Raw genomic sequence first — 14,545 nt, 5'->3', positions numbered from 1 at the left:
GCCGGCTTTCAATCGCCACCCAAGGGCTCTGTGCCCGCTATTGGCACCTGAGCATGGGCATGGAATCTCACCGTGAAGCGCGCGCCAGGGCCTTGGCCATCGGCCTCATCCCGGCCGGGGCGGCGTTGCCGGGTGTCACCAAGGCTGAGCTCGGCCTCATGTTGCTGCGCAATCTCGCGCACGATGGCCAAGCCGAGGCCGGAGCCATCCACATTGGTACCCAAGGCGCGGAAGAAGGGCTGGAACACTTTCTCGCGATCGCTCTCTGCAATGCCCGGCCCCGAATCCTCCACCTGCAAGACACTGACTTGGCCAAACGGGTCTTCCACCACGCGCACGGTCACCGTGCCCTGGGTCGGCGTGTAAAGCAAGGCGTTGTCGACCAGATTGCGGATCAACTCGCGGATCAGAATCGGATGCCCGAGCACGCGCAGGCCGCACTGCTCGGGGTCAGGCCCTTCGTAGCCAAGGTCGATACGCTTGTCCATGGCGCGCGGCACGAAGTCGCGCACCGTCTCCATCGCCAACTCCGCCATATTCACCTCGCTGCGTTGCGCGGCATGTTCTTGATCTTCGGCACGCGCCATCGCCAAGAGCTGATTGACCATATGCGCCGCCCTTTGACTGGACAAGGAGATCTGCTGCAGCGAACGCTTCAACTCAGCGGGATCACTGCGTCCTTCATCAATCTCCCGCTGGGCAAACTCGGCCTGCATGCGCAAGCCCGCCAGCGGTGTTTTCAGCTGGTGGGCCGCATCGGCAAGAAAGTGCTTCTGGCTGCTGATCGACTGATCCAAGCGGGTCAGCAAATCATTGATCGCTCGCACCAATGGCGCCACCTCCTCGGGAATCCGGCGCTCATCGATAGGACTCAGGTCTGAGCTGTCGCGCGAACGAATTCGGCGCTGCAGTTCGTTCAAGGGCGCGATACCGCGCGCCAAGGCCAACCAAACCAAAAGCACGGCCAAAGGCAGGATCACAAACTGCGGCAGGATCACCCCTTTGATGATTTCATTCGTCAAACGCCCGCGCTTGCCCAGGGTCTCGGCCACCTGCACCAACATGGTTCGCGTCGACCCGGCCATGCCCTCTGGAGAAACCCACAGATAAGCCACACGCACACGCTCGTTGCCGACTTCATCGTCCCGGAAATGCAGCTCCCAAGGCACGATCAGCTCTTCATCCAAGGGCACCGGCAGATTCGCGTCGCCGCTGAGCAGTTCGCCACGCAAGCCGAGCACTTGGTAGAAAACCGTATCGGCTTCGTCTGCACGTAGAAGCGCAGCCGCCTCCGGCGCCAGCGCGTATTGCGAGCGGCCGCTTCGCAGATTGGGCTGGGCCGCAGCCACTTGCAGACCCAGAATACGGGCCATTTCCCCCAACTCGCGGTCATAGGGGCGACTGGCGATGCCCTGCGCCACCAACCAGGTCAAAGCCACGCTGATCGGCCAGATCAGCAGCAAGGGCGCAAGCATCCAATCAAGGATCTCGCCAAACAAGGAGCGTTGACCGGTTTCAACCGCCATGAACGGCCTTCAAGCTCCGGTGACCCAGGCGCAAGCGCATCCGGCTCAATCCATCAACCCGGGATCTTTTCTAGGCAATAGCCCAGACCGCGCACCGTGGCGATGCGAATCGGGCCTTGCTCAATCTTCTTGCGCAAGCGGTGGATGTAAACCTCGATGGCGTTGTTGCTGACCTCTTCGCCCCATTCACACAAGCGTTCCACCAACTGATCCTTGCTGACCAATCGGCCGGCACGCTGCAAGAGCACCTCCAGCAAGCTCAGCTCGCGAGCAGACAGCTCGATCATCTGCTCGTTGATGTAAGCCACCCGCCCGGTCGCGTCAAAACTCAAAGGCCCATGCTTGATGATGTTGGAAGCCGTGCCCAGTCCGCGTCGAGTCAAAGCCCGCACACGCGCCTCCAACTCCTGCAAAGAGAACGGCTTGGCCATGTAGTCGTCGGCACCAAAGTCCAGACCCTTGACCCGCTGCTCGACGCTATCGGCCGCAGTCAAAATCAAAACCGGCATCGAAGAACCCCGCGCGCGCAATTTGCGCAGCACTTCGAGCCCATGCAGCTTGGGTAAGCCCAGGTCCAAAATCACCAAGTCAAACTCATGCGAGGCGAGCGCAGCATCGGCCTCACTGCCATTGCTCACTTGGTCCACCGCATAACCCGAGGCCCGCAGGGAACGCAACAAAGCGTCGGCCAATACTTGGTCGTCTTCAGCAATCAGGATGCGCATGCAGTCTCCGTCCTTGATTTGTTCTTGTATCCCCATTCTAGGGAGTCCGCTCGACCTAAACCCCGCCGTCGATAGATTCAGCCCTCGATAGGCCTTGAATGGCCCCCATGCGGCGAAAGAAAGAGCTTTTTGACATGGCTCACCCAGTGAGCCACCCATTCTCTACGATGAGCGCATGGAACTGAATGAAGCCAACTCTTTGCCACGCAGGCCCGAAAACTGCGCGCCGCAATGAGTTGCTTCTATCAAGGCCAGCCCCGTTCGCACACTGGTCAGCCCTCAAAAAACGGCAGCCCGGTGCCTCGAACTTGCCAAGATTGCTTCAATAACCTACTGTACAAACATACAGATTGCGCCATAATCGCGCCAGTCAATTCAGGAGAACTTCATGGACGCCCCAGCCAAGACCGTCAACGCCGAAAAGGCCAAGGCCCTGCAAGCCGCACTCAGCCAAATCGAGAAGCAATTTGGCAAGGGCTCCATCATGCGCCTGGGTGAAGGCGAGGTGATCGAAGACATCCAGGTGGTGTCCACCGGATCGTTGGGGCTGGACATTGCGCTCGGTGTCGGCGGCCTGCCGCGCGGCCGTGTGGTCGAGATCTACGGCCCGGAATCCTCGGGCAAGACGACGCTGACCCTGCAAGTCATCGCCGAAATGCAAAAGCTCAGCGGCGTTTGCGCCTTCATCGATGCCGAGCACGCCCTGGACATCCAGTACGCGCAAAAACTCGGCGTCAATCTGCAAGACCTGCTGATCAGCCAGCCCGACACCGGCGAACAAGCGCTGGAAATCGTCGACGCGCTGGTACGCTCCGGCTCGGTGGACATGATTGTTGTCGACTCGGTGGCAGCACTGACGCCCAAGGCCGAATTGGAAGGCGAAATGGGCGACTCCCTGCCCGGCCTGCAAGCCCGCTTGATGAGCCAGGCCCTGCGTAAGCTGACGGCCACCATCAAGAAGACCAATTGCATGGTCATCTTCATCAACCAGATCCGCATGAAGATCGGTGTTATGTTCGGCAGCCCCGAAACCACCACCGGCGGCAATGCGCTGAAGTTCTACGCCTCGGTGCGCCTGGACATCCGCCGCATCGGCTCCATCAAGAAGGGCGACGATGTGATCGGCAGCGAAACCAAGGTCAAGGTGGTCAAGAACAAGGTCGCTCCGCCCTTCAAAACCGCCGAGTTCGACATTCTTTATGGCGAAGGCATCAGCCGCGAAGGCGAGATCATCGATATGGGCGTGATCGCCAAGGTGGTCGAGAAGTCGGGCTCTTGGTACGCCTACCAAGGCGAGAAAATAGGCCAAGGCAAGGACAACGCCCGAGAGTTCCTGCGTGAGAACCCGGACGTGGCCCGTGAAATCGAGAACAAGGTGCGTGAGTCCCTGGGCGTTCCCTTGCTCGCGGGCAGCGAGCCGACTGCCTCGACCTGAGTTCCTGTATTCACGGACCAGCGCACCTCGTGAGCACGTCGTCCGACCAGCACCGCATGGACAACAAGACTTCAAGCCTTGAACTCGTGCGGCGCTTCTGGGCGCTCTACCAGGCGCGCCGCTGGAACGAAGCGATGGCGCTGCTGAGCCCGGAGGCATCTTGCCTTTGGTGGGCCACGGCCGAGCGGTTCGAAGGGGCCGCGGCCATCGTGCATGTGAATGCGGTCTACCCCGAGGGATGGACGATTCATTTGCTGGAGTTGAACCGATTGATCGGCACCGACGACCCCGCCAGCAGTGCTTCGCTCGCCCCTGTTCAGCGGGTACATAGTCTGGTTCGGGTGGACCAAGACGGCCGTTCCTTCTATGCAAACAGCTTCTTCACGGTCAAGGCAGGGAAGATTCACGCCATCGAGGAGTACTGGGCTGACACCCAGGCGCCACCGGCATGGCGCAGGCCCGAGGCTTTGCCGGGCCTGACGGCCATGAAGCCAGACCACCGAGAGGGCTTGAGCCTGCACCTTCTCGATCTCGCTGAACGGCCCTCGATCCAATAGCAGATCGATATCTCGGCCCGAGATCGCGGTTCAAAATCGCGAGCCGAATCGACTGCAGCGAATTCAGACCGAAGCCTGTTTAGCCCACCTTGACCACCTTAGGCCCACCGAGTTTGGTCGAATCCAGCCGCCATGAAAACCCCGTCGTTGAAGATGCGCGCCATCTCGCTGCTCTCGCAACGAGAGCACAGCCGCTCCGAAATGCGCCAAAAGCTGCTACGCAGCTTGCGCAAGGACTCAGTTGCAGCCTCATCCGGTGAAGCCGTATCTGAAACCACACAAGAGCATGACCCGGCACTTGAAGTGGAAGCCTTGCTCGATTGGCTACAAGCTCAAGACTATCTGAGTGAAGCCCGTTTCGTAGAGTCGCGGGTTCATGCCCGCGCCGCTCGCTACGGGAATCTGCGCATCAAACAAGAGCTGGCGCAACACGGACTCAGTCTGAGTGCAGAGAAACAAGCTGAACTGAAGGACGGCGAGTTTGAGCGCGCCAAAGCCATTTGGCAAAGAAAGTTCGGCGGCCAAGTCGCCCAGGACTTGGCCTTGAAGGCCAAGCAGATGCGGTTCTTGCTCGCCCGAGGCTTCAGTTCCGAAACTATAAGGAAGCTGTTGAACGCCCGCGAAGAATAGGCGGCGTTGCTGCCAAGCCGATCCTTGCCTAGAGCGGCCCGACAGTTTCGTGAAAGCCTGTAAACAGCGCGACATGCTACATTGGCGCCCTGCGCAAACGACTGCCTGCAGGCTTTTTCCGGCCGCAGGCATCGTTTTGTGTGAACGCCGTTTTCTTGACATGCCCCTATCCATCCCCTCAGCCGAGCGCCGTTTGATGCATCGCCGCGCCATTGACGTGCAGGTTTTTGCACGTGATGACGGCCTGTACGAGGTCGAGGCAGAACTGACGGATACCAAAACCACCGATATGTCGGTGGCCGGTGGAACCCGCTTGGCCGGTGAACCCATCCACGCGATGCGACTGCACCTTGCAATTGATCAGCAACTGACAATCCAAGCCGCCACGTCCGTCACCGAATGGATGCCCTACCCAGGGTCTTGCGAGCAACATGGCGATGTCTACTCACGTTTGGTGGGCCTGAATTTGATGAAGGGCTTTCGCCTGGGCGTCAAAGATCGCCTCGCCGGCACCCAGGGCTGCACCCACCTGACCGAGCTGTGCCAAGTCTTGCCTTCCGCCGTGATCCAGGCTTTTGCTGGCACCGTGATTGATACGCAAGAAGGCAGCGCAGAAGGTCACGCGCCTTTCCAAATTGATCGCTGCCACGCTCTGCGCAGCGACGGCGCCACCGTTCAAACCCATTACCCTCGCTGGTATCGCAAGCCCGGGACCGCTTCGGCGGCCGCTGTGCCTGCAATGCCTGCCTCCTCTTCCTGACCTTTCCAAAAGCGAGACCCTTATGAAGATTCACGAGTACCAGGGCAAGGAAATCCTGCGCCAATTCGGAGTGCCGGTGCCCCGCGGCATCCCGGCCTTTACCGTGCAAGAAGCTGTTGAAGCTGCACAGAAGCTGGGCGGCCCGGTCTGGGTCGTGAAGGCACAGATCCACGCCGGTGGCCGTGGCAAGGGCGGCGGCGTCAAGCTCGGCAAGAGCCTGGACGAGGTGAAGAGCCTGTCCGAGCAGATCCTGGGCATGCAACTCGTCACGCACCAAACCGGCCCGGTCGGCCAGAAGGTGCGTCGCCTCTACATCGAAGAAGGCGCCGACATCAAGAACGAACTGTATGTGTCGCTGGTGACTGACCGTGGCACGCAGAAGGTGGCCTTCATCGCTTCCAGCGAAGGCGGCATGGACATCGAGGAAGTGGCTCACTCCACCCCCGAGAAGATCCTGACCGAGATGATCGACCCGCTGGTCGGCCTGACTGTCGAGCAAGCCAAGAAGATCGCCAGCGGCATCGGCCTGTCCGGCCACTCGGTGGACCAAGCGGTTGACCTGTTCCAGAAGCTCTACAAGTGCTACATGGACACCGACGCTTCGCTGGTGGAAATCAACCCGCTGAACTGCGACTCCAAGGGCAATCTGATTGCTCTGGACGCCAAGTTCAACTTCGACTCCAACGCGCTGTTCCGTCATCCTGAAATCGTGGCCTACCGCGATCTGGACGAAGAAGATCCGGCCGAAGTGGAAGCCTCCAAGTTCGATCTGGCCTACATCAGCCTGGACGGCAATATCGGCTGCCTGGTGAACGGCGCTGGCTTGGCCATGTCGACCATGGACACCATCAAGCTGTTCGGCGGCGAGCCGGCCAACTTCCTGGACGTGGGCGGTGGCGCCACTGCCGAGAAGGTCACCGAAGCCTTCAAGATCATGTTGAAGAACCCTGAAGTGAAGGGCATTCTGGTCAACATCTTCGGCGGCATCATGAAGTGCGACACCATCGCCGAAGGCGTGATCACCGCTTGCAAGGCCGTGAATCTGTCCGTGCCGCTGGTCGTGCGCATGAAGGGCACCAACGAAGAGCTGGGCAAGAAGATGCTGGCCGACTCTGGCCTGCCCATCATCGCCGCCGACACCATGGCCGAAGCCGCGACGAAGATCGTTGCCGCTGTTGCCTGAGTCTGCCTAAAGCCCCGCAAGGAAAGAAATCATGTCGATCTACATCAACAAAGACACCAAGGTCATCACCCAGGGCATCACCGGCAAGACCGGTCAGTTCCACACCCTGGGCTGCCAGGCTTACGCGAACGGCAAGAACGCCTTCGTCGCAGGCGTGAACCCCAAGAAGGCGGGCGAGAAGTTCTCGGACATCCCAATCTACGCCACCGTCAAGGAAGCCGCTCACCAGACCGGCGCGACCGTGTCGGTGATCTATGTGCCGCCCGCTGGCGCCGCTGCTGCCATCTGGGAAGCTGTCGAAGCCGATCTGGACCTGGCCATCTGCATCACGGAAGGCATCCCCGTCCGTGACATGCTGGAAATCCGCAACAAGATGAAGGCCAAGGAAGCGGCTGGCGGCAAGAAGACGCTGCTGCTGGGCCCCAACTGTCCCGGCCTGATCACGCCCGAAGAAATCAAGATCGGCATCATGCCCGGCCACATCCACCGCAAGGGCCGCATCGGCGTGGTTTCGCGCTCCGGCACGCTGACTTATGAAGCGGTGGCTCAGCTGACCGAAATCGGTCTGGGCCAGTCCAGCGCCGTCGGTATCGGTGGCGACCCGATCAACGGTCTGAAGCACATCGACGTGATGCAAGCCTTCAACGACGACCCGGACACCGACGCCGTCATCATGATCGGTGAAATCGGTGGACCGGACGAAGCCGAAGCCGCTCGCTGGTGCAAGCTGAACATGAAGAAGCCAGTGGTTGGCTTCATCGCCGGCGTGACTGCCCCTCCCGGCAAGCGCATGGGCCACGCTGGTGCGCTGATCGCCGGTGGCGCCGACACGGCCGATGCCAAGCTCGCCATCATGGAAGAGTGCGGTTTCACCATCACCCGCAATCCTTCGGAAATGGCCAAGTTGCTCAAGGGCTTGCTGTAATTTCGAATCGGCCGCTTGAGCTCGTCTCGGTGGCCACGCGAATGCGTAATTTCACGCATCGGATCTGAACAGGTCTGCAGCGAGACTGGAACACCATTCGTTTTGCAAGAACAAAGGGGCGCGAGCCCCTTTTTTCATGCACCCTCTGCCCCTGCGAGTGCTTCGCTATAGTCGGGCGTCAGTCCTGCCGACAGTCGCACGAGCGCCGGCAAAACAAGAAAAGAAACACCATGGACACCTTGCTCAGTCCCGAATTTTGGTTGGCCGTCGGTCAGATCATCATGATCGACATCCTGCTGGGGGGCGACAACGCCGTTGTCATCGCCTTGGCCTGCCGCAAGCTCCCTCCGGCCCAACGCACCAAAGGCATCATTTGGGGTACCGCAGGCGCCATCGTGCTGCGCGTGGTGTTGATCTTCTTCGCCCTGACACTGCTGCAAATTCCTTACCTGAAGATCGTCGGCGGCTTGCTGCTGGTCTGGGTCGGCATCAAGCTGCTGGTACCCGAATCTGAAGATGAGCACAGCAGTATTCAAGCCAGCGACAAACTCTGGGCGGCCGTGAAGACCGTCATCGTGGCCGATTTCGTCATGAGTCTGGACAATGTCATTGCCATCGCCGGCGCAGCCCAAGGCGCAGGCGGTGACCATCAAATGCCCTTGGTCATTTTCGGCCTGCTGGTCTCCATTCCCATCATCGTCTGGGGCAGCCAATTGGTCATCAAGCTGATGGATCGCTTTCCTGCCGTGATCACCCTGGGCGCCATGCTGTTGGGCTGGATCGCTGGCACCATGATGGTCGGCGACCCGGCATTGGCCGATTGGGTGCCCACACAAGCGGGCGACAAACCCGGTGTGAACACCGTCATCCCCATGCTCCATTACGGCTGCGGCGTAGCGGGGGCCCTCTTGGTCTTGGCGCTCGGCAAAGTGCTGGCCTCGCGCCAGGCGAACCAGAGCTAAGGCGCAGACATGAGCGGATTTTGGCGGCGCGTTTTCGGTAAAGCCAGTCCCAGTGAGACGCCCTCAGAATCGGTGCAGGCGGCGCCCGCTGCCCTGGGTCTACAGGGTTACGAACTGCTTCAAGAACTGGGGCGCGGTGCGATGGCCGTGGTCCATCTGGCGCGCGAACGCAGCAGTGGCCGAATGGTCGCCATCAAACGCTTGGCCTTGCAACGCGAGTTTGCCGCCGAAGATTTGATCGACGTGCGCCAGCGCTTCATGCGCGAGGCACGGGCCGCCGGGCATCTGCAGCATCCCGACATTTTGCAGATTCTGGATGCTGGCGAAGCGGGTGAAGATGCCTGGATCGCGATGGAGTATGTGCAGGGTCAGGACCTCAGCCACTTCACTCGTGTCGGCCAATTGCTGCCCGCAAGGGAAGTGGTCAGCCTGGGCGTTCGCTTGGCCCGTGCGCTCGACTATGCGCACCGCCAAGGGGTGGTCCATCGCGACATCAAGCCCGCCAATGTGATGCTCGATCGCGCCAGCAACAGCGTCAAGGTGATGGACTTCGGCATTGCCCGCATTGCTGACGGTAGCCGCACAAGAACTGGCTTGGTTCTGGGGACCCCCTCCTTTATGTCCCCGGAACAGTTGGCAGGACTGAAGGTCGACGGACGCAGCGACCTCTACTCGCTCGGTGCGCTGATCTATCAACTGCTGACAGGGCAATTGCCCCACCAGTCGGATTCCATGGCCAAGTTGATGTACTTGATTGCCAACGCCACGCCACCGGATATTCGACACTACCAAGCCGACTTGCCCGAGGCGCTGGCCCTGGTGTTGGCACTGGCCTTGGAGAAGCGCCCCGAATTGCGCTATGCCAATGGAGAGCAGATGGCGCAAGACTTGGAGGCCGTGTTGAAACTGCCGGACCTGGACGCTGCATCCAGCAACACCAATGAAGCCCCGGGCATCCAGCATGCGCCACAGCGCCATGCAGTCGCCAGTTCCGCGGACTCTTTCGCGCAAACTGTCCGCTTGCACCTGCCGGAAGCAGGGCAGAATCCTGCCGACGAGCAACCGAAGACAAAGCCATGACCCTGGAGTTTTTCTGCGCCACCGATGTCGGCCGTGCACGCGACAACAACGAAGACTCGGTGGCCTTGGATGAAGGCGTGAGCTTGGCCGTGCTCGCCGACGGCATGGGCGGCTACAACGCCGGTGAAGTGGCCAGCCAAATGCTCACCAGCTTCATCCGTGCCGAGTTGGGCCGCTGGCTGAAGGAATCGGGGGCATCCGCCAGCGCCAGCGATGTTCGCCGAGCGATGGACATTTGCGTCGACAACGCCAACCGCGCCATCTTCAACGCCGCCAACACCAACCCGCGTTACGCCGGCATGGGGACGACCCTGGTACTGGGCGTGTTCCGCGAAGAAGGCTTGCTGATGGGCCATGTGGGTGATTCACGCGCCTACCGTTTGCGGGCCGGGCAACTAACCCAGATCACGCGCGACCATTCCTTGCTGCAAGAACAACTGGACGCCGGTCTGCTGACGCCCGAAGAAGCGCAGATATCGAGCAACAAGAATCTAGTGACGCGGGCCGTTGGTGTCGAAGACGCGGTCATGCTGGAATTGCATTTGCATGAGGTGCAGCCGGGCGACCTCTATCTGTTCTGCTCGGATGGGCTGTCCGATATGCTGGACGACGCCGCCATCTGCCAGTTGTTGATTAACCACCCTTCTTTGTCAGAAGCCGCCCAGGCCTTGATTGATGGCGCCAATGAGATGGGCGGCCGCGATAATATTGCGTTGGTGCTCGCGCGGGCTGAGGGACGCGTGAAGCCCGAGGGTCGGGCTTGGTGGCCTTTTGGACGACGCTGAACGGCATAGTCCAAAATCAGGCACCCGCCGGGCGGCAGGGAACGAACAACATGTGGGGGCGGGAGTATGGCCCCTGATGCTAGCGATAAGACAACACAGACCGAGGTCAAAGCATGGGCAAACTGGTGGTTTCGCTCGATGGCGTGGTAATCAAAGATGTCCAGATCACCAAGGACAAGACCACGCTCGGGCGCCGGCCGTACAACGACATCGTGATCGACAACTTGGCCGTCAGCGGCGAGCATGCCGTGCTGCAGATGGTCGGTGCCGATGTCTTCATTGAAGACCTCAACTCGACCAATGGCACCTATATCAACGGCAAGGCGATCAAGAAGCAGCTGTTGACGAACAACGACATCGTCGAGATCGGCAAGTACAAGATCAAGTTCTTGCTCGAAGACAACGGCGACTACGAAAAGACCATGATTCTCAAGCCGGGCAGCGCCACGGCCACCAATAGCGGATTTGGTCTGCCCTCGAACTTCGGAGCCTTACCGCCCGCTGCGGCGTCGCTGCCGGCCGCCATCAAGGTTTTGACCGGGGCCGCCGCAGGTCGCGAAGTCAGCCTGACCAAGGTCGTCACCACTGTCGGCAAGCCCGGTGTGCAAGTGGCCTCCATCACCAAACGACCCAGCGGTTATGTGTTTGCCCATGTGGAAGGTGCGGCGCGCCCGACGGTCAATGGCGTGCCACTCACCGGTGAATCCATCGCACTCAAAGATGGCGATGTGATCGAATTGGCTGGCACACAGATGCAGTTCGTGCATAGCTGAAGCCGTATCCCGAAGGAGTTCTCGGCAGCCCTGAGGTCAGTCCAGCCCTCACTCGTTGGCGTTCTTGCGGCCGGGCCAGCGCGGCCCAAGCGCCAATCAGCAGCGATTTTTCCGCTCACTCCCGGCCTTGGCCTTGGGAATACCCTGGTGTTGCAGCGCACCATTCGCTGCCCTGCGCGGGCACAATACCTGACGACCCCCCCGCTTTCTGAGACCCGCCACCGCGGGTCTCGCAAGCGTCCTTTGTCAGAGCATTGCCCTTGAGCCCCCGCCACGAAAAAACAGCGCCTGCGATAGCCCCGGCCAGTGCACGACTGGGTTCGGTTCGGCTGCGCACGACACTGGTCGTGATGCTGGTCAGCGCGGTTTTAGTGATCCTGACGGATGTGCTGCTGCTGCGCCATCAAATGCAGCAGTACCAAGAAAGCCTGGCGCCTGCGGCCGGAACTTCATCTGCCACTGCAGTCAGCCCGGTGGGTTTTGCTTTGAACTCGGCAACGCCGCCGCCGCACTCTGCAGCACCCGCAGAGAATTCAAGACCAGTGCTGCAAGCGACTCAGCTGGATTGGCGAACCCAGCTCCCTGCGCTCTTGATTCGAGACCTGACGCTTGTCTTGCTGCTCAGCGTGGTCTTGATGCTGATACTGGATCGCATGCTGCTGCGGCCGTTGCGCCGCTTGGCCCAGCACGCCGATGACTTTGACCCCACCTTGCCACCGCCCGAACCCGAGTTGAGCCATGCCAGCGAATTGGCTCGTATCACCCATTCGATCTCCAGGGCGCAGCAAAGCCTTTGGCAGCAGTTGCAAGAAGAACGGCGCCACGCCGAGCAGATGCGACTTGAGTTGGAGCGCCAACAGCAATCCTTGAAGTTGGCGGAGCAATCCTTGGCGCAGAAAAGCCAGGAGTTGGGCCGACTCAGTCGGATCGATACCTTGACCGGGCTGGCCAACCGCCGCGAATTTGATGAGGCGCTGCGACGCGAGTTCAAACGCGCCCAGCGCCAGCGTGGCCAGTTGGCCCTGGCCGTCCTGGATCTCGACCACTTCAAGAACTTCAACGAACGCTATGGTGCCGCTGCAGGTGATGCCGTCCTGCAGCGATTCGCCCAGCTTTTGAACGAACGATTCAAACGCGACACCGACCTGGTCGCACGCCTGGGAGGGGAGGAATTCGTCACCCTCTTGCCCGGCTTCGGCCTGGGCTCAACGCAGAACCTGCTGGAGCAGCTGCGAGAGGACTTGCGTGATCTACAAATCAAACACGAAGGCGGCGTGAACACTCAGTTCTTGACGGTCAGTATCGGCTTGGCCGCTTTCAGCCCGACACACCCCTACCTGAGCCCACAAGCCTTGATGCAAGCCGCTGACGAAGCGCTATACATCGCCAAACACACGGGACGAGACCGTCTCAGCCTGGCTGCTTCCAGTGGTGTTGTCGAGCGGGCTTGAGGGCCGACCTTCTGATGCCGGGGCGGCACAAGGTCAAGCTCCCGCTCATCCCCGATCGTGCTCTTGCGCTTGCTTCATTTGATCGCTGACGCGCCGCGCGGCGCGCAAGACCAAAGCCTCATCGAGTGAGGCCTGGGGCGCGATTTCACGCGCCACCTCATCCAGTTGCTCTGGGCAAGTCAACAGGGCCCAGGCAATGGTCGAAATCGCACTCACCCCTCGACGCTGCAGACTCTCGGGCATCTGCAAGCCCGCTTGGACTTCAACGTGATGACGCACGCTGGCCACGGCCGCCGGTGCCAAACCCCAGCTCTCGCACAAGGCGGAACCCAGCGCATCATGACTCACACCAAAGGCTGTGTGCTCCAACTGAACCAACTCCACATCGCTGGCCGCGGCACGCAACATGGCGGGGTAATGCGCCGGCGCATGACGATACAAGACCGCTTTGCCGCATTCTTCAAACAAGCCTGCCGAGTGTGCGGCCCAGGGATCGACACCCAGCATCTGCCCCATGCGGCCCATCAGCAAGCCACGCTCAGAGGCACGCTTCCACACCGGCTCCAGTTCGGTCGCAGCCGGGAACGCAGCGCGCAAGCCCATCTCGAACGTGATGGCCGCCACCTCACGCATGCCCAAATAGGTCAGCGCCTGATGCACGGTTTGAACACGGCCCCGCAAACCATAAAGAGAAGAGTTGACCGCCTTCATGACCGCTGCGGCCAGCGCCATATCAGTCTCCACCAGGGACGACATGGCCAAGAGATCAATATCTTCTTCCGCCATCAGCAGCGAAAGCTTGACCAGCACTTCAGGCTGGGTCGGGATTTCAATATCGAGTGAGCGCAGCGTCGGATCAACGGGCATGGTGGTCGGCCTCCAAGAACAAAGCTGATCTTAGGGCAAGCTTGCCTCACAAACAGCGCTGGCGCCCCCCCCAAGCTGAAGACTTCAACGCAGAAAGGCATCCCAGGCTGTCTTGAGGATCAAGGCACTGACCACCACGATGAACATCCCGCGCACGAAACCCGCGCCTCGGGCCAAAGCCACCCGCGTTCCGACCAAGCTCCCCAGCACATTGGTGACGGCCATCACCGCGGCCAGATGCCACCACACATGCCCCTTGAAGGCAAACAAAGTGAGCGCTGCGGCATTGGTGGCGGTATTCATCAGCTTGGAGGTCGCCGAGGCATGCAGAAAATCGTAGCCCAGCAAGCGCACGAACAGAAAAACAAAAAAGCTCCCCGTCCCGGGTCCAAAGAAGCCGTCGTAAAAGCCAATCACCAAACCAATCGCTGCGGCTACCAAGGTTTCGGCCCTCCCGCTGAATCGCGGCGCATGATGGCGGCCCATATCTTTGCGCAACAAGGTGTAGACCAAGACCAGCAGCAAGATCAAGGGCAAGGCTTTGCGCAGGAATTCAGCACTGACCAAAGTCACCGTCCAGGCTCCAGCAAAGCTGCCCAGCAAGGCAACCCCCGCAGCCGGCAACAGTGCCCACCAGTTGAGAGAGACGCGTCGGGCGTATTGACCACTCGCCCAAGCCGTGCCCCAGATCGAAGCCCCCTTGTTGGTGCCAAACAAAGTCGCCGGAGCGGCTTGCGGAAAAACGCCGAACAAAGCCGGGACCAAGATCAGACCGCCGCCGCCGACCACGGCATCAATAAAGCCCGCCATGAGGGAGGCCAGGGCGACGGTCAGGATTTCAAGCATGCGGCGAGGCCATCACAAAGAGAACGAAAAGGCAGCTTCT

Annotated in this window: 15 protein-coding genes; 11 read left to right on the top strand and 4 right to left on the bottom strand. The window is 60.4% G+C overall.

Annotated features, from left to right (window positions below; translation table 11 throughout):
- Positions 1 to 8: 8 nt before the first annotated feature.
- Positions 9 to 1,526, bottom strand: coding sequence for a sensor histidine kinase (locus ACOVRJ_RS19995; protein ID WP_422045583.1), 1,518 nt, complete (start codon positions 1,524 to 1,526; stop codon positions 9 to 11).
- 53 nt (positions 1,527 to 1,579) lie between these two features.
- The gene (locus ACOVRJ_RS19990; protein ID WP_422045582.1) at positions 1,580 to 2,251 is read right to left on the bottom strand and encodes a response regulator; all 672 of its coding nucleotides are present in this window, start codon (positions 2,249 to 2,251) and stop codon (positions 1,580 to 1,582) included.
- A 388-nt stretch (positions 2,252 to 2,639) separates the two neighbouring features.
- On the opposite strand from ACOVRJ_RS19990, the gene recA reads away from it, so the two are divergent.
- The 11 genes from recA to ACOVRJ_RS19935 all read left to right on the top strand — a co-directional run bounded on the left by recA (position 2,640) and on the right by ACOVRJ_RS19935 (position 12,792).
- On the top strand, positions 2,640 to 3,686 hold the full coding sequence (recA, locus tag ACOVRJ_RS19985; RefSeq protein ID WP_422045581.1) for a recombinase RecA: 1,047 nt from the start codon (positions 2,640 to 2,642) through the stop codon (positions 3,684 to 3,686).
- 29 nt (positions 3,687 to 3,715) lie between these two features.
- On the top strand, positions 3,716 to 4,243 hold the full coding sequence (locus ACOVRJ_RS19980; RefSeq protein WP_422045580.1) for a nuclear transport factor 2 family protein: 528 nt from the start codon (positions 3,716 to 3,718) through the stop codon (positions 4,241 to 4,243).
- Positions 4,244 to 4,375: 132 nt separating this feature from the next.
- Positions 4,376 to 4,873, top strand: coding sequence for a regulatory protein RecX (locus ACOVRJ_RS19975; protein ID WP_422045579.1), 498 nt, complete (start codon positions 4,376 to 4,378; stop codon positions 4,871 to 4,873).
- Positions 4,874 to 5,033: 160 nt separating this feature from the next.
- Positions 5,034 to 5,633 (top strand): DUF2889 domain-containing protein, encoded by a 600-nt coding sequence (locus ACOVRJ_RS19970; protein WP_422045578.1) that lies wholly within the window; start codon positions 5,034 to 5,036, stop codon positions 5,631 to 5,633.
- Between the two features lie 22 nt (positions 5,634 to 5,655).
- On the top strand, positions 5,656 to 6,816 hold the full coding sequence (sucC, locus tag ACOVRJ_RS19965) for an ADP-forming succinate--CoA ligase subunit beta (protein ID WP_422045577.1): 1,161 nt from the start codon (positions 5,656 to 5,658) through the stop codon (positions 6,814 to 6,816).
- A 31-nt stretch (positions 6,817 to 6,847) separates the two neighbouring features.
- Positions 6,848 to 7,741: a succinate--CoA ligase subunit alpha gene (gene sucD, locus ACOVRJ_RS19960; RefSeq protein WP_263539639.1), complete on the top strand. Its 894-nt coding sequence runs from the start codon at positions 6,848 to 6,850 to the stop codon at positions 7,739 to 7,741.
- A gap of 230 nt (positions 7,742 to 7,971) precedes the next feature.
- On the top strand, positions 7,972 to 8,703 hold the full coding sequence (locus tag ACOVRJ_RS19955; RefSeq protein ID WP_422045576.1) for a TerC family protein: 732 nt from the start codon (positions 7,972 to 7,974) through the stop codon (positions 8,701 to 8,703).
- 9 nt (positions 8,704 to 8,712) lie between these two features.
- The gene (locus tag ACOVRJ_RS19950) at positions 8,713 to 9,783 is read left to right on the top strand and encodes a serine/threonine-protein kinase (RefSeq protein ID WP_422045575.1); all 1,071 of its coding nucleotides are present in this window, start codon (positions 8,713 to 8,715) and stop codon (positions 9,781 to 9,783) included.
- Positions 9,780 to 10,568: a Stp1/IreP family PP2C-type Ser/Thr phosphatase gene (locus ACOVRJ_RS19945; protein WP_422045574.1), complete on the top strand. Its 789-nt coding sequence runs from the start codon at positions 9,780 to 9,782 to the stop codon at positions 10,566 to 10,568. Before ACOVRJ_RS19950 ends, ACOVRJ_RS19945 begins: the two co-directional genes overlap by 4 nt.
- A gap of 113 nt (positions 10,569 to 10,681) precedes the next feature.
- Positions 10,682 to 11,341 carry an FHA domain-containing protein gene (locus ACOVRJ_RS19940; RefSeq protein WP_422045573.1) on the top strand — a complete coding sequence of 220 codons (660 nt, stop codon included), beginning with the start codon at positions 10,682 to 10,684 and terminating at the stop codon, positions 11,339 to 11,341.
- A gap of 260 nt (positions 11,342 to 11,601) precedes the next feature.
- Positions 11,602 to 12,792, top strand: coding sequence for a diguanylate cyclase domain-containing protein (locus tag ACOVRJ_RS19935; RefSeq protein ID WP_422045572.1), 1,191 nt, complete (start codon positions 11,602 to 11,604; stop codon positions 12,790 to 12,792).
- Positions 12,793 to 12,837: 45 nt separating this feature from the next.
- Here ACOVRJ_RS19935 and ACOVRJ_RS19930 read toward each other — a convergent pair whose 3' ends face one another.
- Both ACOVRJ_RS19930 and ACOVRJ_RS19925 read right to left on the bottom strand, forming a co-directional pair.
- Entirely contained in the window at positions 12,838 to 13,659 is an 822-nt protein-coding gene (locus tag ACOVRJ_RS19930) for an HDOD domain-containing protein (RefSeq protein ID WP_422045571.1), read from the bottom strand.
- Positions 13,660 to 13,743: 84 nt separating this feature from the next.
- Positions 13,744 to 14,505 (bottom strand): sulfite exporter TauE/SafE family protein, encoded by a 762-nt coding sequence (locus ACOVRJ_RS19925; RefSeq protein WP_422045570.1) that lies wholly within the window; start codon positions 14,503 to 14,505, stop codon positions 13,744 to 13,746.
- Positions 14,506 to 14,545: the final 40 nt, after the last annotated feature.

Source organism: Roseateles sp., assembly GCF_049240545.1.
Lineage (GTDB): Bacteria > Pseudomonadota > Gammaproteobacteria > Burkholderiales > Burkholderiaceae_C > Paucibacter_A.
This window is presented reverse-complemented; position numbering and strand designations above follow the sequence as displayed.

What these genes read in the sequence shown, in the direction of transcription:
- ACOVRJ_RS19995 (WP_422045583.1), bottom strand. Translation starts at nt 1,526, where the DNA reads ATGGCGGTTGAAACCGGTCAACGCTCCTTGTTTGGCGAGATCCTTGAT.
- ACOVRJ_RS19990 (WP_422045582.1), bottom strand. Translation starts at nt 2,251, where the DNA reads ATGCGCATCCTGATTGCTGAAGACGACCAAGTATTGGCCGACGCTTTG.
- recA (WP_422045581.1), top strand. Translation starts at nt 2,640, where the DNA reads ATGGACGCCCCAGCCAAGACCGTCAACGCCGAAAAGGCCAAGGCCCTG.
- ACOVRJ_RS19975 (WP_422045579.1), top strand. Translation starts at nt 4,376, where the DNA reads ATGAAAACCCCGTCGTTGAAGATGCGCGCCATCTCGCTGCTCTCGCAA.
- ACOVRJ_RS19970 (WP_422045578.1), top strand. Translation starts at nt 5,034, where the DNA reads ATGCCCCTATCCATCCCCTCAGCCGAGCGCCGTTTGATGCATCGCCGC.
- sucC (WP_422045577.1), top strand. Translation starts at nt 5,656, where the DNA reads ATGAAGATTCACGAGTACCAGGGCAAGGAAATCCTGCGCCAATTCGGA.
- sucD (WP_263539639.1), top strand. Translation starts at nt 6,848, where the DNA reads ATGTCGATCTACATCAACAAAGACACCAAGGTCATCACCCAGGGCATC.
- ACOVRJ_RS19955 (WP_422045576.1), top strand. Translation starts at nt 7,972, where the DNA reads ATGGACACCTTGCTCAGTCCCGAATTTTGGTTGGCCGTCGGTCAGATC.
- ACOVRJ_RS19950 (WP_422045575.1), top strand. Translation starts at nt 8,713, where the DNA reads ATGAGCGGATTTTGGCGGCGCGTTTTCGGTAAAGCCAGTCCCAGTGAG.
- ACOVRJ_RS19945 (WP_422045574.1), top strand. Translation starts at nt 9,780, where the DNA reads ATGACCCTGGAGTTTTTCTGCGCCACCGATGTCGGCCGTGCACGCGAC.
- ACOVRJ_RS19940 (WP_422045573.1), top strand. Translation starts at nt 10,682, where the DNA reads ATGGGCAAACTGGTGGTTTCGCTCGATGGCGTGGTAATCAAAGATGTC.
- ACOVRJ_RS19930 (WP_422045571.1), bottom strand. Translation starts at nt 13,659, where the DNA reads ATGCCCGTTGATCCGACGCTGCGCTCACTCGATATTGAAATCCCGACC.
- ACOVRJ_RS19925 (WP_422045570.1), bottom strand. Translation starts at nt 14,505, where the DNA reads ATGCTTGAAATCCTGACCGTCGCCCTGGCCTCCCTCATGGCGGGCTTT.